Origin of the sequence: Nocardia nepalensis (assembly GCF_048910785.1) — a bacterium.
GTDB classification, from domain to species: Bacteria; Actinomycetota; Actinomycetes; order Mycobacteriales; family Mycobacteriaceae; genus Nocardia; species Nocardia nepalensis.
The window spans coordinates 113196-133746 of sequence record NZ_JBKBET010000020.1 but is presented as its reverse complement, the minus strand read 5'-3'; the positions used below and the strand labels follow the sequence as shown (position 1 = coordinate 133746).

The window sequence follows — 20551 nt, the reverse complement described above, 5'->3', positions numbered from 1 at the left end:
GAGAACGCTAACCCGCGGTTATTGAATCGTCAGTGAAATCGCGTCACAGCGTTGTTTCGCGCGACCTCAGCAGCCGCTTGCGATGGCGTTAACCATTGGCAATGCCCCTTTACCCGCAGGCGTTGACCCACTCCGAAAGTCCGTCGGCGAACAACTGACGCTTCCAGATCGGCACCTCGTGCTTGATCCGGTCCACCAATTCCGCACAGGTGGTGAAGGCTTCGGCGCGATGCGGGGCGGCGACCGCGACCACGATCGCGAGATCGCCGACGGTCAGCTGGCCGATGCGGTGCACGGCCGCGACCGGCAGTCCGGAGCGCTCGGCGAGTGCGGCACAGCAATTGCGCAGGAAGCGTTCGGCTTCCGGATGCGCGGAATACTCCAGCGCGGAAACATCCTGTCCACCATCGTGATTGCGCACCTTGCCGGTGAACACCACGACCGCGCCGTGCTCCGGCCCGGTCACCGCGGCCTCGACTACCGCCGGATCGAGGGCTTCTGCGCTGATGCCCGCCAGGCGTACGGCCGCGAATTCACTTGTTGTCATGGTTGCCGCCTCCGGCTACTTGCGCGAGCAGATGATCGAGCAGCGGCTCCAGCACCGCCATACCGTCTTTGACACCGCCGGGGGAGCCGGGCAGATTCACGATGACCGACCGGCCCGCCTGCCCGGCCACTCCGCGACTGAGCGCGGCCAGCGGGAACTTCGCGGTGCCGCGTTGCCGAATCGCCTCTGCGATGCCGGGCAATTCGCGATCGAGCACGGCCAGCGTCGCCTCCGGCGTGGCATCGGTGGGGGAGACGCCGGTGCCGCCGGTGCTGATCACCAGCGCCGGTTCGAAGCGCAGGGCGTCGGCGAGACCGATATCGATCTCCGCATCGGCGTATACCAGCGGGCCGCGCACCGAGAAGCCGAGTTCGCCGAGCCATTGCGCGAGCACCGGGCCGGTGGTGTCCTCGCGGGTGCCGACCGCGGCGCCGGTGGAGGCGACCAGCACCACCGCCGAGCGCTCGCCGGAATCCGAGATATCCAACACCGCAGCGTCTTCCGTGGATTCGGCTGCCGCAGTTTCATCGTCGAGCAGCCGAGCGTCGGCGGCGGGGGCCGGTTCCTCGGGCCGTTCCCAATGGCCGTGTTTGCCACCCTCTTTGGTGAGCAGCCGCACACCGTTGAGGGTCGCGGCCGGGTCGACCGCCTTCACCATGTCGTGCAGTGTGAGTCCCGCCACCGCGACCGCGGTGAGCGCCTCCATCTCGACGCCGGTGGGGCCCTTGGTCTTCGCGCTCGCCTCGATCGTGATGGCGGTGTCGGTGAACCCGAATTCGACCTTCACCGAGGACAGCGCCAGCTGATGACACAGCGGAATGAGCTCCGAGGTCTTCTTGGCGCCCGCGATACCGGCGATCCGGGCGGTGGAGAGCACATCGGCCTTCGGCATATCGTCGGCCCGCACCAGCGCTATCACCTCGGCGGTGGTCCGCAGCTCACCGGCCGCGACCGCGATCCGGGTGGTATCGGACTTCGCGCTCACATCGACCATGCGGGCGCGACCTTCCCGGTCGACATGGGACAACTCACTCATAGCGACCACACTCGCACAGGTGCGCCGACGGGCAGCGCGGTGACCTCCGCTGGCACATCGATCAGCACATCCGCCCAGGCCATGCCCGCGATGAGATGCGAACCCGGCCCGGAGACCACCTCGACGGCTTCCGGATTCCGGTGTAATCCGGGCGCGGCCGCGTCGTCGCGGACGAGCCGCCCGCGCAGGAATTGACGTCGCCCTTCCGGGGAGCGCACCGCATCGCGCAGCGGCACCTCGTAGATCTCCACCTCGGGCAGCCCGGCCAGGCGGCGCAGTATCGGCCGGGCGAACACCTCGAACGACACCATGGTGCTCACCGGATTTCCGGGAAAGCTCAGTACCGGCACACCGTCGACGACGGTAAGACCTTGCGGCCCACCGGGTTGCACCGCGACCGAGCCGAATTCCCCGCCCATCGGCCGCAGGACATCCTTGACCACCTCGAAATCGCCCTTGGATACCCCGCCGGAGGTGAAGACGATATCGGCGGATTCCGTTGCGGTGGACAGCAATGCGCGGAATACCGCGGGATCGTCGGTGCTGTGCTCGACCGAGACGACAGTGACGCCGTTCGCGGTGAGCGCGGCCGCGAGGGCGATGCCGTTGGAGTTGTAGATCTGGCCGGGGCGCAATGGTGTTCCGGCGGCGACGAGTTCGTCACCGGTGGTGATCACCGCAGCGCGAATCGGCTGGAATACTGGCACCGTCGGGAGCCCGACCGCTGCCAGCGCGGCAATGTGGCGTGGCGCGACGGTGGTGCCCGCCCGCGCCAGCAATTCGCCGGTGCGCACGTCGGTGCCCGGTTCGCGCACGAACTCGCCCGCGGTGCGCCCCCGCTCGATGGTCACCGTCACACCATCGCCGTGCACATCCTCCACCGGCACCACGCAATCGGCGCCGGGTGGAATCGGCGCACCGGTCATCACCTTCACCGCGGCGCCCGGCGGCAGCGCCGTCTGTCCCGCGGCGCCCGCCGCGACCACACCGGCCAGCGGCAGTGTTACCGGCGTGACCACCACCGACTCGGCGCGCACCGCGTATCCGTCCATCGCCGAGTTGCGGAACACCGGCAGATCCACCGGCGCGTGGATGTCCTCGGCCAACTGTCGGCCCAGCGCCGCGGGCACCGCGACGGATTCCACCGACCGCGCGGCCAGCGGTCGCAGCAGCGCTTCGACGGTGTCGCGATACGCGTCGACGGACCGGGACGCGGCGCGGCTCGGTCGATGGCCACCGGAGGTGGCGGGGCGCGAGGTCATGTGGCCAGCCTAATCGCCGTTCGGTAGCGAGCTCTCTTGTCGTTTCGCACGAACGCTCACCTGCCGTACTCGGCGTTCGTGAGGTCAGGATGGTGCGGTCTGCCCATGAGCCCGGCGCGCGGACCGGTCATAATGGACGGGTGACGCTGGTCGAGATGGGGATTCCCGCCGTGCGGTCCAGGCTGCCCTCGCTCGACGGACGCCCCGACACGCCATACCTGGTGGATCGATTCGGCCGGACCGCACGCGATCTGCGCGTATCGATCACGGAGAAGTGTTCGCTGCGATGCACCTACTGCATGCCCGAGGAGGGCCTGCCCGCGATCCCGCAGGACGAACTGCTGACCGTCGAGGAAATCGTGCGGCTGGTCGCGCTCGCCGTGCGGGAGCTGGGGGTGCGCGAGGTCAGGTTCACCGGCGGCGAGCCGCTGCTGCGCCGCGATCTCGAACGGATCATCGCCGGTTGCCATGAGCTGGTGCCCGAGGTTCCGCTGGCCATGACGACCAATGGCGTCGGACTCGCCCATCGGGCCCGCGCACTCGCGGCCGCCGGGCTGAGCCGGGTGAATGTCTCGCTGGATACGGTCGATCGGCTCGGCTTCGCCCGCCTGACCCGTCGCGATCGGCTCGAATCGGTCCTGGCCGGCATCCGCGCGGCCAGGGATGCCGGGCTGGCGCCGATGAAGATCAACGCCGTGCTGATGCGCGACACCCTCGCCGGTGCGCCGGATCTGCTGCGCTGGTGTCTGGACGAGGCCTGCGAACTGCGGTTCATCGAGGAGATGCCGCTGGACGCCGATCACGAATGGGCCCGCGCCAATATGGTGACCGCGGCCGAATTGCTCGATGTGCTCGGTACCCGTTTCACCCTCACCGAGGCGGGCCGGTCCGATCCCTCGGCTCCGGCCGAGAAGTGGCTGGTCGACGGCGGTCCGGCGACGGTCGGCATCATCGCGACGGTGACCCGCAAGTTCTGCGACACCTGCGACCGGACCCGGCTCACCGCCGACGGCATGCTGCGGTCCTGCCTGTTCAGTGATCAAGAATTCGACGTGCGCCAGGCACTACGCACCGGCGCCGACGATGACGAGATCGCCACCATCTGGCGCGGCGCCATGTGGAACAAATGGGCGGGTCACGGTATCGACGCCGCGGGTTTCGTCCCGCCGGAGCGCACGATGGGAGCCATCGGTGGTTGAGATCCGCTACTTCGCCGCGATCGCCGACGCCGTCGGCAAGGACCGGGAAACCCTGGAATTCCCGGCCGACGCCACGGTCGCCGACCTGCGCACCACCCTGGCCGCGTCCTACGGGCCCGGCCTCGACAAAATGCTCCGTGTCTGCGCCTACCTGGTCGGCGACGAACTCACCCGCGACCCCTCGGTCGCCCTCACCCCACGCGTCGACGTCCTGCCACCCTTCGCAGGCGGCTGACTCTCCCACTCCCACCGCGATCCCGCCGCCGACGGTAGTCATGTGGCGGCTCGCGGCCGCCCGGCAACCACCATCTGACTACCGTCGGCGAGTTCCAGGCGGCCGGGGACGGGTTAGCATCGGCGCGCCAACGCATTTCGCGTTCCACCCCGAGGAGGCCGACCGACAATGCTCAAGCCGCCGAAGGTTCCGCTGCATCCCGCGGCCCTGAAACAGCGGGAGATGCGGGCGGCCAGCCTCCAACTCCGGCTCGCCGACCAGATCACCAGGTTCGCCGGATCGATGCAGTTCGTATATATCCACGCGGTGCTGTTCGCGGTCTGGATGCTGTGGCTCGAGCAGAGCCCATGGCCGACCCTGACGCTGGTCGTCTCGCTGGAGGCGATCTTCCTGTCGACCTTCGTGATGATCGGCCAGAACCGGCAGGCGCAGTTCCAACAGATCAAGGCCGACCACGACTTCACCGAACAGGAGCTACAGCTCAAGTCCGATCTCGAGCTGACGAAGTCCATTCACGAGATGACCAAGGAGTTGCACCGTCGGCTGATCGAGGATGCGGACCGCAAGTAGTCCGGCTTCAGCGCCACCAGGTGTCGAGCGGGGTGACCGGGACGGTGCGCTTGTGCCGGGTATTCAGGAAGATCGTCTCGAGCTTGTCAGCGACCTCCGGTGTGACGTCCTTGCCCTCCAGATAGTCATCGATCTCGGTGTAGCGCAGGCCGAGCGCCTCCTCGTCGGGCAGTGCCGGGCGGTCGTCCTCGAGGTCGGCGGTGGGAACCTTCGACCAGATGCTCGCCGGTGCGCCGAGCTCCTGCAGCAGGGCCGCGCCCTGGCGCTTGGTGAGTCCGGTCAGCGGGGTGATGTCCACACCGCCGTCGCCGAATTTGGTGAAGAAGCCGGTGACCGCCTCCGCGGCGTGGTCGGTGCCGACGACGAGCATATTCTCCTGACCGGCGATGGCGTATTGGATCACCATGCGTTCGCGGGCCTTGACATTGCCGCGCACGAAATCGCGCAGCTTATCGGTCTGCAGCGCCGAGGCCACCTCGGCGGCAACGGCATTGGCGCCGGGGCGGATATTCACCACCACCGAGCGGTCGGGCTGGATGAACCGCAGCGCGATGCGGGCGTCGGCCTCGTCGGCCTGCACGCCATAGGGCAGTCGCACCGCGACGAAGCTGGCATCGGCGCCGTCGGCGCGCAGTTCCTCGGCGGCGAGCTGGCACAGTCGGCCGGTCAGCGCGCTGTCCTGGCCGCCGCTGATGCCGAGGACGAATCCGCGTGCGGGACTTGCGCTCAGATAGTCCTTGAGGAAATCGATCCGCCGCCGGACTTCGACCTTCGGTTCGATATTCGACTGGACGCCCAACTCGGCGATGATCTGTTCACGCAGGTTCCCCATGGCGAGTCACTCTACTTGGCGCGACGAGATGACAACTCGCCGAACGAAGGCCTCCCAGTTATCGCCGATCTGACAGCGGTCGTAGCCGAGCACATGCATCTGATGCATCACCAGCGCGGCGCCGAGCAGACCGAGCAGCCCGTCGGCGATCAGCACCACATCGCCGTCGACCGGCGCCTGACGCAACAGCATCGTCACGTGCGCGCGGAGCAGGCCGTAGGGCGGGCCGGTATAGCGGTCGCTCGCCTCGCCGATTTCCGCGGCGCGGTGCAGTTCGCCCGCGACCTCGATATCGAGCAGCCGGGCCCGGCCGAAGGCGACGAGCCGCTCCACCGGCGCCGCGCCCGGTCCCAGCGGCGGCGGTCCGAACATGAACTCTTCCTGGAACTTCCGCTCGGCGTGATCCAGCAGCGCGCGCAGCAGCCCCGACCTGCTGCCGAACCGGCGGAAGACGGTGCCCTTGCCAACGCCCGCCCGCTTGGCGAGTGCGTCCATCGTCAGGCTGTCGACACCTTGTTCGCGCACGATTTCCTGCGCCGCGTCCAGGAGTAGCTGACGGTTGCGCGCCGCGTCCGCGCGTTCGGTGATTGCGGGCAGGGGCGCACCGACGCCGAGCAGCGGACGCTCGGGCATCATTCCGTCCGGCATGGATGTGCTGTAGTTCACAGGCCCCTCGCGGTTCTCCCGGGAATGGAATCGGACCATGGTCCGGTTAGTGTAGGCAGAAGTTCGGACACCACATTCAGTACACCAGGAGACGTTATGAGTCAGACCCGGATCCTTGCACTTGTCGGCAGCCTTCGCGCCGCCTCGATCAACCGTCGGCTCGCCGAGGCTGCGGTGCAGACCGCGCCCGAGGGCGTCGAGATCACCATCTACGAGGGCCTCGCCGATATCCCGTTCTACAACGAAGATCTCGACGTGCCCGGCTCCGTACCCGCCGCGGCGCAGGCGCTGCGCGACGCGGTCGGCTCGTCCGACGGACTGCTGCTGGTCACGCCTGAAAACAACGGCACCATCCCGGCCGTGCTGAAGAATGCCATCGACTGGGCTTCGCGGCCGTACGGCGCCGGTGCGCTCAAGGATCGGCCGGTCGCGGTGGTGAGCGGTTCGATCAGTCAGAACGCGGCCAAGTGGGCGCACGGCGATGTGGTCAAGGCGCTCGGCGTCGCGGGCGCCCGGGTCGTGGAGAAGGCGCACCTGCACTTCGCCGCATTCGGCGAGCGGTTCGCCGAGGCGCATCCGCGTGACGACGCCGAGGCGCTGACGCAGCTCGGCGCGACCGTGCACGAACTGGTTCTGGCGACCGGCGAGCTGGTGTCCGCCTAAGCGCCGGGTCCCGCCAGTAGGGTCGCCCCCGCTCCGTTCGCGGAGTGGGGGCGACCCTTTTTTCGTTCGTCGAAAGAAGTTTGCTGGAAGGCCGCTACGGTACGAAATTGTGATCTGCGCCACTGTTGTGTCGGGTTGCGAATCGAGCGTCCAGGTACTTACCGCTTGGGAATTTCATCTTTGTGACTCGCAACATGTCGTGTTGTATGAATCTGTCGGCCACTAGGTGTAGTGTCTTCGGTACTGGAAGACGGAATGAGATCAGCTTCGGCCCCGAGCGGCTGAGCAGGGATTTCAGGTACCGATCCAGGAGTTTGCGCAGTGTCGGTCGGATCAGCATCGCCAGCGACTCCTGCGGGTCGCTCGAAACGATCAGCATACGGATCACAGGCTGTGGATCAGGCATAGGAGAGAGGGACATCAATGACCATCACCGTGTACACCAAGCCCGCTTGCGTCCAGTGCAATGCCACCTACAAGGCGCTCGACAAGGCCGGGGTGGACTACGAAGTCATCGATATCTCCGAGAACGACGAGGCGCGTGACTACGTCATGGCGCTGGGTTACCTACAGGCTCCGGTCGTCGTCGCCGGTGAGGACCACTGGTCCGGCTTCCGGCCCGACCGCATCAAGTCGCTCGCGACCGTGGCGGCCTGATCGCATCCAGCTTTCCGGTGCATCCGATGGAAAGGGGAGGAGGCAGCCATGTCTTCAGGGACAGCGCTGGTCTACTTCTCCAGCGCCTCGGAGAACACGCATCGCTTCGTCGAGAAGCTGGGACTCCCGGCGACTCGCATACCACTGCACACCGCTGACTCACTACGGGTAGACGAACCCTACGTGCTGATCGTCCCCACCTACGGGGGCGGTCGGCACGTCCTGGGGGGAAATAGATCCGATAAGGATTTCGTGCCGCGACAGGTCGCCAAGTTCCTCAACGATCCGCACAACCGCGCGCTGCTGCGCGGCGTCGTCGCGGCGGGAAACACTAACTTCGGCGATACCTATTGCTATGCGGGCGAGGTGATCTCGCGCAAGTGCGGGGTGCCCTACCTGTATCGCTTCGAACTCATGGGAACCGCTGAGGACGTCGAGCGCGTCCGAGAGGGATTGGGATTGTTTTGGCAACAGCAACGACAGCACCGACCGGCAAAACGGCTCGCTTAGAGCAGCCACCGGTCCGTTCCGCCGATGCGGGCGAGGTCATGGACTACCACGCCCTCAACGCGATGCTGAACCTGTACGGCGCCGACGGCAAGATCCAGTTCGACAAGGACCGTGAGGCCGCGCACCAGTACTTCCTGCAGCACGTCAACCAGAACACCGTCTTCTTCCACAATCTGGACGAGAAGCTGGACTATCTGGTCGAGGAGAACTATTACGAGGCAGAGGTTCTCGAGCAGTACAGCCGCGGGTTCATCAAGTCGCTGTTCCAGCAGGCCTATGCCAAGAAGTTCCGGTTCCCGACCTTCCTCGGCGCGTTCAAGTACTACACCTCCTACACGCTGAAGACCTTCGACGGTAAGCGCTACCTGGAGCGGTTCGAGGACCGCGTGGTCATGGTCGCGCTGACGCTGGCCGCCGGTGACGAGGTGCTCGCGGGCAAGCTGGTCGACGAAATCATCGACGGCCGTTTCCAACCCGCCACCCCGACCTTCCTCAACTCGGGCAAGAAGCAGCGCGGCGAACCGGTGTCGTGCTTCCTGCTGCGCATCGAGGACAATATGGAGTCCATCGGGCGCTCGATCAACTCCGCACTGCAGCTGTCCAAGCGCGGCGGCGGTGTCGCGTTGCTGCTCAGCAACATTCGCGAGCACGGCGCGCCGATCAAGAAGATCGAGAACCAGAGTTCGGGCGTCATCCCGATCATGAAGCTGCTCGAGGATTCGTTCTCCTACGCCAACCAGCTCGGTGCGCGCCAGGGTGCGGGCGCGGTGTACCTGCACGCGCACCACCCGGACATCTACCGGTTCCTGGATACCAAGCGGGAGAACGCGGACGAGAAGATCCGCATCAAGACACTGTCGCTGGGCGTGGTGATCCCGGACATCACCTTCGAACTGGCGAAGAAGAACGAGGATATGTACCTCTTCTCGCCGTACGATGTGGAACGCATCTACGGCGTGCCGTTCGCCGATATCAATGTCACCGAGAAGTACTACGAGATGGTCGACGACAAGCGGATCCGCAAGTCGAAGATCAAGGCGCGCGAGTTCTTCCAGACCATTGCCGAGCTGCAGTTCGAATCCGGCTACCCGTACATCATGTTCGAGGACACGGTGAACCGGGCCAACCCGATCGCGGGCAAGATCACCCACTCGAATCTGTGCTCGGAGATCCTGCAGGTGTCGACGCCGTCGCTGTTCAACGACGATCTGTCCTATGCCAAGGTGGGCAAGGACATTTCGTGCAACCTCGGCTCGCTGAACATCGCCAAGACGATGGATTCACCCGACTTCGCGCGGACCATCGAGGTGGCGATCCGGGCGCTGACCGCGGTCTCGGATCAGACCCATATCTACTCGGTGCCCTCGATCGAACAGGGCAATAACGAATCCCACGCGATCGGCCTCGGGCAGATGAATCTGCACGGTTATCTGGCTCGCGAGCGGGTCCGCTACGGATCCGAAGAGGGCATCGACTTCACCAACATCTACTTCTATACCGTGGTGTACCACGCGATTCGGGCCTCGAACCTGATCGCGAAGGAGCGCGGCACCTACTTCGGCGGCTTCCCCGAATCCAAATACGCCTCCGGCGAGTACTTCGACAAGTACACCGATCAGGTGTGGGAGCCCGAGACCGATAGGGTGCGTCAGCTGTTCGCCGATGCGGGCGTGCACATTCCGACCCAGGCCGATTGGCTCGAGTTGAAGGCCTCGGTCATGGAGCACGGCATCTACAACCAGAACCTGCAGGCCGTACCGCCGACCGGCTCGATCTCCTACATCAACCACTCCACCAGCTCGATCCACCCGGTGGCGTCGAAGATCGAGATCCGCAAGGAAGGCAAGATCGGCCGCGTCTACTACCCGGCGCCCTACCTCACCAATGACAACCTCGAGTACTACGAGGACGCCTACGAAATCGGCTACGAGAAGATCATCGACACCTACGCCGCCGCCACCCAGCACGTAGACCAGGGCCTGTCGCTGACGCTGTTCTTCAAGGACACCGCCACCACCCGCGACCTCAACCGCGCCCAGATCTACGCCTGGCGCAAGGGCATCAAGACCCTGTACTACATCCGGTTGCGCCAAATGGCTTTGGAGGGAACCGAAGTCGAGGGCTGCGTGTCCTGCATGCTGTGAGTCACGTCGAGTAGGCCCGCTTTCCATTGCCGCGGGCCTACTTCAGCGGGGAGCAGCGGAGTGCGGCCAGTTACCCGGTCAGTATGGACCTCGGGTCGGTGGATCGATCTCCTGCGGACCAGATCGGCTAGCGCAGGGCGGGGGCTACTTCGCGTTCGAAGAGTTCGATGCCGGAGGTGTCGTAGGCGGCTTCGGGGAAGTTGAAGATGGCGAAGCCCAGACCGAGATCGCGGACCTCGGAGAGGTTTTCGATGATCTTTTCGGGGGTGCCGACGGTGCGGGAGGTCCGAAATATGTTGTCGACGAAGGCGGTCGCCTGGTCAGGGCCGACGACGGTGGCAATGCGGGCCTGCACTGCGGAAAGGCGTTCTTCGACCTCGGCTTCCGTTGATCCGATGATCGTGTTGAAGTTCGAGGATCGGACGATGGCGTCGAAATCGGTTCCGACATCGGCGCAGTGGGCGCGCAGGACTTCGGATTTGTGGGTGAACTCTGCGGGATCGCCGCTGAAGTTGGTGTACTGGGCGTACTTTGCCGCGATGAGCAGGGTCTTCTTTTCCCCGCCACCAGCGATCCACAGTGGAATTCCCCTTTCCTGCAGCGGAAGAGGCCGGACAATGGCGCCGTCGACCTGGTAGTACCTGCCGTTCATGGTTGCTATGCCTTCGGTCCATGCCTGTCGGAAGATCCGCACGCCCTCGTCCAGGCGACCGAGCCGCTCAGCAGTCGGTAGGAAACCGTAACCGTATGCGCGCCATTCGTGTTCGTACCAGCCGGCGCCGATGCCCATCTCGACCCTGCCGCCAGAGATCAGGTCCACCGTCGCTGCGACCTTTGCGAGGTAGGTGGGATTTCGATAGCTGATCGACGTGCACATCTGGCCAAGTCGCACCCGCGACGTCGACGCGGCGAACGCCGACATCAAAGTCCATGCCTCATGTGTTGCCTCCTCGGTCGGCACCGGCACCGTATGGAAGTGGTCACAGACCCAGATCGACTCCCAGGTGTCACTCCCATCGATTCGCTGGCCGAGGTCGCGCATCACTCCCCATTGCTCCGCCGGGGCGATGTCAACCAGATCTAGCCACCACCCCTGCGGAATGAAGATCCCGAATCGCACAGATATCTCCTTCGTGTGTTTGCCGAAGCTGCTCATTACAGGGGCGGGGCGCTTCTCGAGGTCAACCCATGAACTGCAGCGGGGTCGTGATGACGGCGAAGGCTGAGAAGAGCCAGAGTTTGATCAGTTGCCACAGGGTGGACTCGCGGTCGGTCTTGCGTATCGGGTCGACGTAGCGCAACGACCCATCCGCGGTGCGTTCGAAGCGTGCCTTTACCGCGGCAGGAGTATCCCCACTGCCGGAGGTTGCCGGTTGCTCGTGGCCCCATTCGCCGATGACCGAGTATGCGGGCGCGATGCGCTTGGTTCGGTCGTCGGCTGATGACGGACCCGTCCCGGGGTCGGCACGGCGGCCGTCTGTCGAATTGTCCTGGTACACAGTCGGAATCCCCCCGAAGTCGTGCATTCACGGTCACCGTGAATCGTATTCGACAACCATTGTGCCAGCGGTGTCGTACCAAAAGCGGCGGGCGCCGTAGGGCGGCCGCCGCTTGGAGGTGGTGTCAGCGCAGGGCGGGGGCCACTTCGCGTTCGAAGAGTTCGATGCCCGAGGTGTCGTAGGCGGATTCGGGGAAGTTGAAGATGGCGTAGGAGAGGCCGAGGTCGCGCAGGGGGGACAGTCGCTCGACGAGCTGTTCGGGGGTGCCGACGGCGGCGGAGGGGCGGAGCATGTCGTCGACGAAGGATTTGGCGCCGGCGTCGGTGATTACCGTGGCCAAGCGGGCCTGTAGGGCCGAAAGGCGTTCCTCGACTTCGGTTTCGGTGGATCCGATGACCGCGTTGAAGTTCGAGGAGCGCACGATGGCGTCGAAATCGGTGCCGACGTCCGCGCAGTGCGCGCGCAGGATTTCGGATTTGTGGGTGAAGTCGTCGGGTGCGCCGCTGAAGTTGGTGTACTTGGCGTACTTTGCCGCGATCCGCAAGGTCTTCTTCTCACCGCCGCCCGCGATCCAGAGCGGAATTCCGCCCTCCTGCAATGGAAGTGGCCGCACGATCGCGCCGTCGACCTGGTAGTACTTACCAGCCAGGGTGGCCTTGCCCTCGGTCCAGGCCTGGCGGAAGATCTGTACGCCCTCATCGAGCCGCCCGAGCCGCTCACCCGCGGACGGGAATCCGTAACCGTAAGCGCGCCACTCGTGTTCGTACCAGCCGCCGCCGATGCCCATCTCGACCCGGCCACCCGATATCAGATCCGTCGTCGCGGCGACCTTCGCCAGATAGGCCGGATTGCGGTAGCTGATGGCGGTACACATCTGCCCCAACCGAATTCGCGATGTGGTGGCGGCGAACGCCGCCATCAGCGTCCACGCCTCATGCGTCGCCTCCTCGGTCGGCACCGGCACCGTGTGGAAGTGGTCGTACACCCACAGCGACTCCCAGGTATCTCCGGCATCGGCCCGCTGGGCGAGATCGCGCATCACCCCCCACTGCGCCGCCGGGTCGATACCGACCAAATCCAGCCGCCACCCCTGGGGAATGAAGATGCCGAAGCGCACAGATCTCTCCTTCATATGTTTGGACCGAACTTAGTCGCAATCGGGCAACTGTTCCGGCTTCGCAGGGTCCGAGCAAGGGTTCTGCGCCGTCTGCGTCCAACTCGGTGGTCAATTCGCTGGCATCGGCGGGCGATTCGGGTCAAGCTGGATCGGAATAGTGATGAATAGTTATGGACAACATCGACTCGGAGTGGACTTCGGCCGAGTCATTCAGGGGGCCGCCCTGCCGGATGGGGGCGCGGATACGGTCTTTCTCTCCGGGGGTATCGCGGAGGCGCTGGCCACGCCGCCTACCGATGACGCGTTCGAGGTATTGGCGCGGTTGGCCGAGCGGTTCGGCGGCCGGGTGTGGGTGATCTCCAAATGCGGGCCCCGGGTCCAGGAACGCACCCTGCGTTGGCTCGATCACCAGGGGTTCTACGACCGGACCGGGGTGGCGCGCGACAGCGTGCGGTTCTGCCGCAAGCGTGCGGACAAGGCGATCCACTGCGCCGAATTGGGGATCACGCACATGATCGACGATCGCCTAGAGGTGCATCGGGCGCTGCGGGATCTCGTGCCGCATCTGTACCTGTTCGGTGTGCAGGCCGAGCCGGCGCCGGAGTGGGTCGAGCACACGCCGACGTGGCCCGATGTCGAGATCGCCGTCGGCGTGACATTGGCATCCTGATACCCGGGTGTGGTACCGGTCATAGCCGAGCGAGAGGTCGTCGATCTTTACGCGATTCGACTGTGTATACCCGCGCCGCCACATGTATCCTTCAACCGGAAGCTGTGCTGCCGGCCCGGTCCGGGCGGCGCATTCGGGAAATCTGCAGTGCTGACGGCGCTGCGGCGGCGATGAGGAGGTGGGGTTGCCATGCGCAGCGAACCTCCCAGTCGAAGGCCGCGCGGCGCCGCCCCTTCGTGCAGTCGTTAGCGTCCAGGAGCCATAGCTTCTCGGGTTAGCGGTCGTGGGGTCGGTGCCCGCGGTGTGACTTCGTGTTTTTCGATTCACTCGCTTACTCGCCGTGTGCTGAGGACCTCCCATGTCGCAGACCGATCTCATCGAAGCACGTCCGACGCTGTCCGCATCCCTGCAGGACATCGCGGACACTCACCGTGTCGACGCCGCACTCGACTGGCTCGACAACCAACCGCCGCATGTCATCGCGGACGAACTCGCACGTATGGACGGCGTCCAGGCGGGCGTTGCCTTTCGTCTGCTCGATAAGGATCTGGCGCTTGCCGTCTTCGAGGAGCTCGAACCCGTTGACCAGCAACAGATTCTGGAAGGTCTGCGCGATCAGAGCTTCCGCGAGCTGGTCGAGGGCATGGCCCCCGACGACCGGGCCAGAATGCTGCGCGAGGCGCCCGCCAAGGTCGCCAAGAAGGTGCTCGCCGGATTGAGCGCGCGCGAACGGCGGATGACCGCCGCGCTGCTCGGCTATCCGGAGGGGTCGGTCGGGCTCTATATGACGCCGGAAGTCGTCGCGCTGCCCCGCAATTTGAGCGTTCCCGACGCACTGCAGACGGTGCGGATCAAGGGCGTCAATGCCGAGACGGTGTACACGCTGCCCGTGGTCGACTCCGGTCGCCGCCTCACCGGCATTGTCGAACTGCGCGAGCTGGTGTTGAGCAGGCCGGACACCATGGTGTCGGATCTCGTCGTCACCGAACCGGCGTTCGTTCGCGCCACCGACTCGGCCGAGAAGGCGGCGCGGTTGATGCGCGAGACCAACGTCATCAATCTGCCGGTCGTCGACAGTGAGGACCGGCTGGTCGGGCTGCTCACCATCGATGACGCCGTGGAGGTCATCGAGGCCGCCGATAGCGAGGATGTCGCCAAGCAGGCGGGTTCCGCGCCGTGGGAGGGCCACTACATGGCGGCCAAGGTCTTCCAATTGGCCCGCTACCGCGCGCTGTGGTTGCTGCTGTTGCTGTTCGCGGCCACCCTGACGGTCAGTGTCACCGATTTCTTCGAGGGCACCCTGCAGCAGGCGGCGCACCTGGCGCTGTTCATTCCGCTGCTCATCGGCGCGGGCGGCAATGCGGGCGCCCAGGCGGCGACCGCGTGCGTGCGTGCGCTCGCCGTCGGCGAGGTACGTGGCTCGGATCTGTTCAAGGTGATCTGGCGCGAATGTCGGGTAGGCCTGGTGCTCGGCACCATGCTGGCCACCGCGGGCGTCGCCATCGGCGCACTGTTCGTCGACCCCGGTACCGCCCTGGTCGTCGGGATCACCCTGGTCATCATCTGCGGCTGGGCGGCCACCATCGGCGGCACCATGCCCTTGCTGGCCAAGCGGTTCCGCATCGACCCGGCCGTCGTCTCGGCCCCGATGGTCACCACCTTGGTCGACGCCACCGGCCTCATCATCTACTTCACCACGGCCAAACTGGTCCTCGGCATCTGAGGCGAATCCCCCTGACGCACAAGGGTTGCCGTCTCTCGAGCGGATGGCCCGCGTGTCTCCGGTGTGTCGGCACAGCATTCCGACCGAAGCCTGGACGGTGTCAGAGCCGAACGCTATTGTCGAACACGTTTTCGATACCGAAGTGGCCAAGGGGAGGGTTCGACCATGAGCACTGGCTGGAAGTCTCTTGAACAACGGGTATGTGCGCTAGAACTGTGGCGCGATCACCAGATCACCCGGGATACTGTGACGGTGACGCAAATCCACGAGCAGTTAGCTGCGATCCACACCAGTATGGGCGACATCCGCACCAGCATCGGTGATTTGGATGGCCGTTCGGTGGCGTCGCGCTTGATATCAATGAATGTCGACATCGGGAATATGGCGTCGCGTCAAGATGCGATGAATGGACGACTGGCATCGATAGAGTCGGATGTCGGCACGCTCAAGTCGGATGTTGCTCAGATTCTGCAGATTTTGCGGAACCCCAACGGCGACAAGTAGTTTCAGGCGAAGGAATCCGGCTCGGCCTGATGGCCGAGCCGGATTTCGTTGTGCGGGTAGGGGTTAGAACTCCCAGTCTTCGTCTTCGGTGTTTACGGCCTTGCCGATGACGTAGCTGGAGCCCGAGCCGGAGAAGAAGTCGTGGTTCTCGTCGGCGTTGGGGGACAGTGCCGAGAGGATGGCGGGGTTGACGTCGGTTTCGTCCTTGGGGAACAGGCCCTCGTAGCCGAGGTTCATCAGGGCCTTGTTGGCGTTGTAGCGCAGGAACTTCTTGACGTCCTCGGTGAGGCCGACCTCGTCGTAGAGGTCCTGGGTGTATTCGACCTCGTTGTCGTAGAGCTCGAAAAGCAGCTCGAAGGTGTAGTTCTTGAGGTCGTCGCGTTCGGCCTGGCCGAGCAGTTCCAGACCCTTCTGGTACTTGTAGCCGATGTAGTACCCGTGCACGGCCTCGTCGCGGATGATCAGGCGGATCAGGTCGGCGGTGTTGGTGAGCTTGGCCCGCGAGGACCAGTACATCGGCAAGTAGAAGCCGGAGTAGAACAGGAAGCTCTCCAGCAGGGTGGAGGCCACCTTGCGCTTGAGCGGATCGTCGCCGCGGTAGTACTCGAGCACGATCTCGGCCTTGCGCTGCAGGTTTCGGTTCTCCTCCGACCAGCGGAACGCGTCATCGATCTCGCGGGTGGAGCACAGCGTCGAGAAGATCGAGCTGTAGCTCTTGGCGTGCACCGACTCCATGAACGCGATATTGGTGAGCACCGCCTCCTCGTGCGGCGTCACGGCGTCCGGGATCAGGCTAACCGCGCCGACCGTGCCCTGGATGGTGTCCAGCAGCGTCAGGCCGGTGAAGACCCGCATGGTCAGTTGCTTCTCGTCGGCGGTGAGGGTGTTCCACGACGGAATGTCATTGGACACCGGCACCTTCTCGGGCAGCCAGAAGTTGCCGGTCAGGCGATCCCAGACCTCGGCGTCCTTCTCGTCGGGCACCCGATTCCAGTTGATGGCCGACACCCGATCGATCAGTTTCATCCTGCCTCCACACCCTTCCCGAGCACGCTGCCGTCACGGAATTGCCTACCCCTGAACACTACTCCTTGTGGGTGACAAGTCCGTGCAGCACAACACCTTGTGTCGCAGCGGCGTCTGCCACCATGGCGCAGAAAGGCCGGTGACCACCGCGTGCGGCACCCATTGTGCGGCACGCGGCGCGAAATCCGCGCATCGATACCGGCGCTGTCATCGTGGTCGCCCGCGGTTTGCCGATAGGTAGGTCGTGGGCCCAGTCCGCAGGGGACGCTGTGGTCCCCGTGCCAGCACCGAGATTGCTGTCGCGGCTGGCGGAAATCCGTTGGTGGAATCGGCCTGCTCGGCAGCCGCGGAGTGGGCGCAGAGTCACATTTTTGCTCGCGGATGTCAGAACCCGGCAGTAGCATCGTTGCCAGCCGCCAGCGACTGCTTGCGGGCGCTCGAAAAGATCACCGTGGCGGCGACCGAGGGGGCCCGATGTCCGCACCGACCGATCCGGATATGACCGATCTGCTCGGCCGACTCTCGCGCGTGCCGAGTGGCCGCCGGAGCAAATGGGTGGTGCTCGGTGTCTGGGTCATCGCCCTGCTCGCACTGGGCGGCTTCGCCGGAAAGCTCACGGGCGCGCAGAAGAACGACAATGTCAACTGGCTGCCGGACAGCGCCGAATCCACGCAGGCGTTCAAGATGGCCGAGAAGTTCGGCAATAGTGACCAGGTTCCGGTGGTGCTGGTGTACGAGCGCCGCAGCGGGATCACCGAGGCCGACCGGCTCGCGGTGGGTGCGGACGCCACTCGGTTCCGGCAGGTCGAACATGTGGTCGCCGATAAGATGCTTGGCCCGATTCCGTCCGGGGACGGTCAGTCGCTGGAGATTCTGGTGCCGATCTCGATGGGGTCGGGGGGCTGGAGCCGATTGACCGATGTCGTCGGCGCCGTCAACGACGCGGCGGGCGAGCGACCCGACGGATTGTCCTTCTACGCCACCGGACCGGCCGGGTACGCCGCCGAATTCGGCAAGGCGTTCAAGAACGTCGACGGTTTGCTGCTGTACTCGGCCGCCGCGGTCGTCATCGTCATCCTGCTGGCCACCTACGGTCCGATGCTGTGGGCGTTGCCATTGCTCACCGTGGGGTTCGCGCTGGCGATTTCGCAGGCCGCGGTATTCGGCGCGACCAAGCTCGGGTTGACGGTCAGTGCGCAGGGTCAGGCCATCCTCACCGTCCTGGTCTTCGGCGCGGGCACCGACTACGCACTGCTTCTGGTTGCACGCTATCGGGAGGAACTGCGCCGCCATCCCGACAAACACGAGGCGATGGCGGTCGCGCTGCACCGCGCCGGGCCCGCCGTCCTGGCCAGCGGCTCCACCGTGATCGTCTCGATGCTGGCCCTGCTGGTGGCGGAGATGAACTCCACCAAGGGCATCGGGCCGGTCTGCGCCATCGGGATCGCGGTGGCGCTGTTGGCGATGTCGACGCTGCTGCCCGCGTTGCTGGTGATCGTCGGTCGATGGATCTTCTGGCCGCGGCACCCGAATTTCGGCACCGTCAACGAGACCGAATCCGGCATCTGGGCGCGGGTCGGATTCGCCATCGCCCGGCGCCCGCGCACCGTCTGGATCGGCACCGCGCTGGCACTGGGCGCGCTCGCGCTCGGTGTCACCGGGCTGGAGTCGAACGGCATCGCGAATAAGGACGCCTTCGTCGGCTCCTCCGATGCGGTCACCGGAACCGAGGTGCTGGAACGACATTTCGAGGCGGGCACCGGTACACCGGTCATGGTCGTCGCCACGTCCGCGCGCGCCGATGCCGTCGCCACGGCACTGGGATCGACACCCGGCATTACCGCGCCGACCCGGCCGATCGTCAAGGACGATCTGGTCTATCTGGAGGGCACGCTCTCGGATCCGCCGGACAGCCGGGCCGCCGACGCCACCATCGATCGAGTGCGCGCGGCCGTGCACGCGGCGGATCCGCAGGCCAAGGTCGGCGGGCAGACCGCCGTTGTACTGGACATCAAACGCGCTGTGGCCCATGACAATCGGGTCATCGTGCCGGTGGTGCTCGTCATCGTGATGGTGATCCTGATGGTGCTGCTGCGCGCGTTGGTCGCGCCGATTCTGCTCACCGCGACCGTGGTGCTTTCCTACTTCGCCGCGCTCGGGCTCAGCCGCTGGATCTTCGATCTGGCCGGATTCAACGGCTCCGACGCGGGACTGCCGCTGCTGACCTTCGTCTTCCTGGTCGCGCTGGGCATCGACTACAACATCTTCCTGATGTCGCGGGTGCACGAGGAGGCACAGAAGCATCGCACCAAGGCGGGCGCGCTCATCGGTCTGGCCGCCACGGGCGGGGTGATCACCTCGGCCGGGCTGGTGCTGGCGGGCACCTTCGCGGTATTCGCGACCATGCCGGTGGTCACCTTCGCCGAGATGGGCATTGTCATCGCCGTCGGCGTGCTGCTCGATACGGTGATCGTGCGTTCGATCCTGGTCACCGCCCTGACCCTGGATATCGGCGATCGGATCTGGTGGCCGAGTGCGCTGGCCCGGCCCAGCGTGGTGGTGGCTCGCGAGCCGGAGGCCAGTCTCAGCAATTGACCCGCCGACGGGCTCCCGCGTTTCGGGCGTGCCGGGGGTTAGTTTGTGGCCGTTGATTACCACGCGTTTCGGAAGGAGTGTGTGTTATGACCAGTCCCGGCCCGACCAAGACCGGACCCGCGCTCAATGACATGACGATCTTCGCGGGCGTACTGATTCTGATCGCCGGAGTGATGCATCTGCTCGCCGCCATCGCGGCCATCGCCAAGCGCGACTTCTTCGTATTGACCGAAGACCAGGTATTCCAGGTGAACGTCTCGGCCTGGGGCTGGGTGCACCTGGTGATCGCGGTGCTGATCATCGCCGCGGGCATCGGCATCGTCACCGGGCAGACCTGGGGTTATCTGGCGGGTATCGTGATGGCCTCGATCAGCATCCTGGACAACTTCCTGTTCGCGCCGATGTACCCGTTCTGGTCGCTGGTGATCATCGCCATCGATGTGCTGATCATCTGGGCGTTGGCGCGCCAGCTCGGACCCGAATAGGGCAGTCGCGCAAAGGGTTTCGTCGCATCGGCCCACGATCCGTCGAGTGCGGATCGGGGGCCGACTCATTTCCGGACGGCGTCCGCCGCGGTGCGACGGCTCGGAGTTCCAGTATTGGCCGTTGGCCCCGCCGCCCCAGAGCGCCGCCGTCTCCTATCGTTTGCGTGGATTCGTCGGCTGTGGCATTCTTCATCGCAGTTCGGGGGGTTCTCATCGGGGGTATCACCCAACTCTGTTGTTTCCGTACATGATTGGGGATATCCATGAACCTGGATTTCAGTGCCGACCCGTTGTTCTCGTGGTATGTGATTCTGTTGCTCGTCAGTGGAATCGCGCTGATCGTCATGAGTTACTTCAAGTCGCAGAGCGCGGGTATGCGCGCATTCGACGCGATCGTCGGTGTGCTGTTCTTCGGTTACGGCTTCTACCTGGCCTTCTTCTTCGAGGGCGGCACCTATTTCATCATCTTCAAGGCATTCATCCTGCCCGTCATCCTGATATTCCAGTTCTTCAAATCACTGTGGACGTCGAATAACGCCACCCGGTCGTAGAAACGCCGCCGAGGCGCTGATCCGCATTCGGGGCGATCAGCCCTTCGGCCGTTGATGCGG

The 20551-nt window shown here is 65.0% G+C and carries 22 protein-coding genes; 13 read left to right on the top strand and 9 right to left on the bottom strand.

What is annotated here, in order from left to right; translation table 11 throughout:
- Positions 1–109: 109 nt before the first annotated feature.
- From ACHQ4I_RS11810 to ACHQ4I_RS11800, 3 genes are read right to left on the bottom strand one after another with little or no spacing between them, the layout of a single operon-like run.
- Entirely contained in the window at positions 110–547 is a 438-nt protein-coding gene (locus ACHQ4I_RS11810; protein WP_420771744.1) for a molybdenum cofactor biosynthesis protein MoaE, read from the bottom strand.
- A complete protein-coding gene (gene moaCB / locus ACHQ4I_RS11805) occupies positions 534–1583 on the bottom strand; it encodes a bifunctional molybdenum cofactor biosynthesis protein MoaC/MoaB (RefSeq protein WP_420771743.1) in 1050 nt (349 codons plus the stop codon). Before moaCB ends, ACHQ4I_RS11810 begins: the two co-directional genes overlap by 14 nt.
- Positions 1580–2845, bottom strand: coding sequence for a molybdopterin molybdotransferase MoeA (locus tag ACHQ4I_RS11800; RefSeq protein WP_420771742.1), 1266 nt, complete (start codon positions 2843–2845; stop codon positions 1580–1582). The genes moaCB and ACHQ4I_RS11800 overlap by 4 nt, the downstream gene beginning before the upstream one ends.
- 140 nt (positions 2846–2985) lie before the next feature.
- Between ACHQ4I_RS11800 and moaA the strand changes: the two genes are divergently transcribed.
- From moaA to ACHQ4I_RS11785, 3 genes are all read left to right on the top strand, one after another.
- Entirely contained in the window at positions 2986–4044 is a 1059-nt protein-coding gene (gene moaA, locus ACHQ4I_RS11795) for a GTP 3',8-cyclase MoaA (RefSeq protein WP_420771741.1), read from the top strand.
- A complete protein-coding gene (locus ACHQ4I_RS11790) occupies positions 4037–4279 on the top strand; it encodes a MoaD/ThiS family protein (protein ID WP_420771740.1) in 243 nt (80 codons plus the stop codon). The genes moaA and ACHQ4I_RS11790 overlap by 8 nt, the downstream gene beginning before the upstream one ends.
- A 168-nt stretch (positions 4280–4447) precedes the next feature.
- Positions 4448–4849, top strand: coding sequence for a DUF1003 domain-containing protein (locus ACHQ4I_RS11785; RefSeq protein WP_420771739.1), 402 nt, complete (start codon positions 4448–4450; stop codon positions 4847–4849).
- Positions 4850–4856: 7 nt separating this feature from the next.
- Here the strand turns inward: ACHQ4I_RS11785 and nadE are convergent, their stop codons facing one another.
- A complete protein-coding gene (nadE, locus tag ACHQ4I_RS11780) occupies positions 4857–5681 on the bottom strand; it encodes an ammonia-dependent NAD(+) synthetase (RefSeq protein ID WP_420771738.1) in 825 nt (274 codons plus the stop codon).
- 6 nt (positions 5682–5687) lie between these two features.
- A complete protein-coding gene (locus ACHQ4I_RS11775) occupies positions 5688–6329 on the bottom strand; it encodes a TetR/AcrR family transcriptional regulator (RefSeq protein WP_420771737.1) in 642 nt (213 codons plus the stop codon).
- Positions 6330–6443: 114 nt separating this feature from the next.
- Here ACHQ4I_RS11775 and ACHQ4I_RS11770 point away from each other — a divergent pair, with 114 nt between their 5' ends.
- The 4 genes from ACHQ4I_RS11770 to nrdE all read left to right on the top strand — a co-directional run bounded on the left by ACHQ4I_RS11770 (position 6444) and on the right by nrdE (position 10321).
- Entirely contained in the window at positions 6444–7010 is a 567-nt protein-coding gene (locus tag ACHQ4I_RS11770) for an NAD(P)H-dependent oxidoreductase (RefSeq protein WP_420771736.1), read from the top strand.
- 423 nt (positions 7011–7433) lie between these two features.
- Complete coding sequence (locus tag ACHQ4I_RS11765) at positions 7434–7667, top strand: redoxin NrdH (RefSeq protein ID WP_040693941.1); 234 nt, start codon at positions 7434–7436, stop codon at positions 7665–7667.
- Between the two features lie 48 nt (positions 7668–7715).
- Positions 7716–8177: a class Ib ribonucleoside-diphosphate reductase assembly flavoprotein NrdI gene (gene nrdI, locus ACHQ4I_RS11760; RefSeq protein ID WP_420771735.1), complete on the top strand. Its 462-nt coding sequence runs from the start codon at positions 7716–7718 to the stop codon at positions 8175–8177.
- A 38-nt stretch (positions 8178–8215) separates the two neighbouring features.
- A complete protein-coding gene (nrdE, locus tag ACHQ4I_RS11755) occupies positions 8216–10321 on the top strand; it encodes a class 1b ribonucleoside-diphosphate reductase subunit alpha (RefSeq protein ID WP_420771734.1) in 2106 nt (701 codons plus the stop codon).
- 127 nt (positions 10322–10448) lie between these two features.
- On the opposite strand, the gene ACHQ4I_RS11750 is transcribed toward nrdE, so the two are convergent.
- The 3 genes from ACHQ4I_RS11750 to ACHQ4I_RS11740 form a co-directional block, all read right to left on the bottom strand.
- Positions 10449–11441: an LLM class F420-dependent oxidoreductase gene (locus ACHQ4I_RS11750; protein ID WP_420771733.1), complete on the bottom strand. Its 993-nt coding sequence runs from the start codon at positions 11439–11441 to the stop codon at positions 10449–10451.
- Positions 11442–11502: 61 nt separating this feature from the next.
- The gene (locus ACHQ4I_RS11745) at positions 11503–11847 is read right to left on the bottom strand and encodes a hypothetical protein (RefSeq protein WP_420771732.1); all 345 of its coding nucleotides are present in this window, start codon (positions 11845–11847) and stop codon (positions 11503–11505) included.
- 97 nt (positions 11848–11944) lie between these two features.
- Entirely contained in the window at positions 11945–12937 is a 993-nt protein-coding gene (locus ACHQ4I_RS11740) for an LLM class F420-dependent oxidoreductase (protein ID WP_420772656.1), read from the bottom strand.
- 160 nt (positions 12938–13097) lie between these two features.
- Between ACHQ4I_RS11740 and ACHQ4I_RS11735 the strand changes: the two genes are divergently transcribed.
- The 3 genes from ACHQ4I_RS11735 to ACHQ4I_RS11725 all read left to right on the top strand — a co-directional run bounded on the left by ACHQ4I_RS11735 (position 13098) and on the right by ACHQ4I_RS11725 (position 15834).
- Complete coding sequence (locus ACHQ4I_RS11735) at positions 13098–13607, top strand: hypothetical protein (RefSeq protein ID WP_420771731.1); 510 nt, start codon at positions 13098–13100, stop codon at positions 13605–13607.
- A gap of 358 nt (positions 13608–13965) precedes the next feature.
- Positions 13966–15330, top strand: a complete 1365-nt coding sequence (gene mgtE / locus ACHQ4I_RS11730; protein WP_420771730.1) for a magnesium transporter — start codon at positions 13966–13968, stop codon at positions 15328–15330.
- Positions 15331–15495: 165 nt separating this feature from the next.
- Positions 15496–15834 (top strand): hypothetical protein, encoded by a 339-nt coding sequence (locus ACHQ4I_RS11725; protein WP_420771729.1) that lies wholly within the window; start codon positions 15496–15498, stop codon positions 15832–15834.
- Positions 15835–15897: 63 nt separating this feature from the next.
- Here ACHQ4I_RS11725 and nrdF read toward each other — a convergent pair whose 3' ends face one another.
- Positions 15898–16860 (bottom strand): class 1b ribonucleoside-diphosphate reductase subunit beta, encoded by a 963-nt coding sequence (gene nrdF, locus ACHQ4I_RS11720; RefSeq protein ID WP_364508639.1) that lies wholly within the window; start codon positions 16858–16860, stop codon positions 15898–15900.
- 474 nt (positions 16861–17334) lie between these two features.
- Here nrdF and ACHQ4I_RS11715 point away from each other — a divergent pair, with 474 nt between their 5' ends.
- From ACHQ4I_RS11715 to ACHQ4I_RS11705, 3 genes are all read left to right on the top strand, one after another.
- Positions 17335–19455, top strand: coding sequence for an MMPL family transporter (locus ACHQ4I_RS11715; RefSeq protein ID WP_420771728.1), 2121 nt, complete (start codon positions 17335–17337; stop codon positions 19453–19455).
- Between the two features lie 86 nt (positions 19456–19541).
- Complete coding sequence (locus tag ACHQ4I_RS11710; protein ID WP_420771727.1) at positions 19542–19940, top strand: DUF7144 family membrane protein; 399 nt, start codon at positions 19542–19544, stop codon at positions 19938–19940.
- A gap of 263 nt (positions 19941–20203) precedes the next feature.
- Entirely contained in the window at positions 20204–20491 is a 288-nt protein-coding gene (locus ACHQ4I_RS11705; RefSeq protein WP_420771726.1) for a hypothetical protein, read from the top strand.
- The last annotated feature ends 60 nt before the right edge of the window (positions 20492–20551 follow it).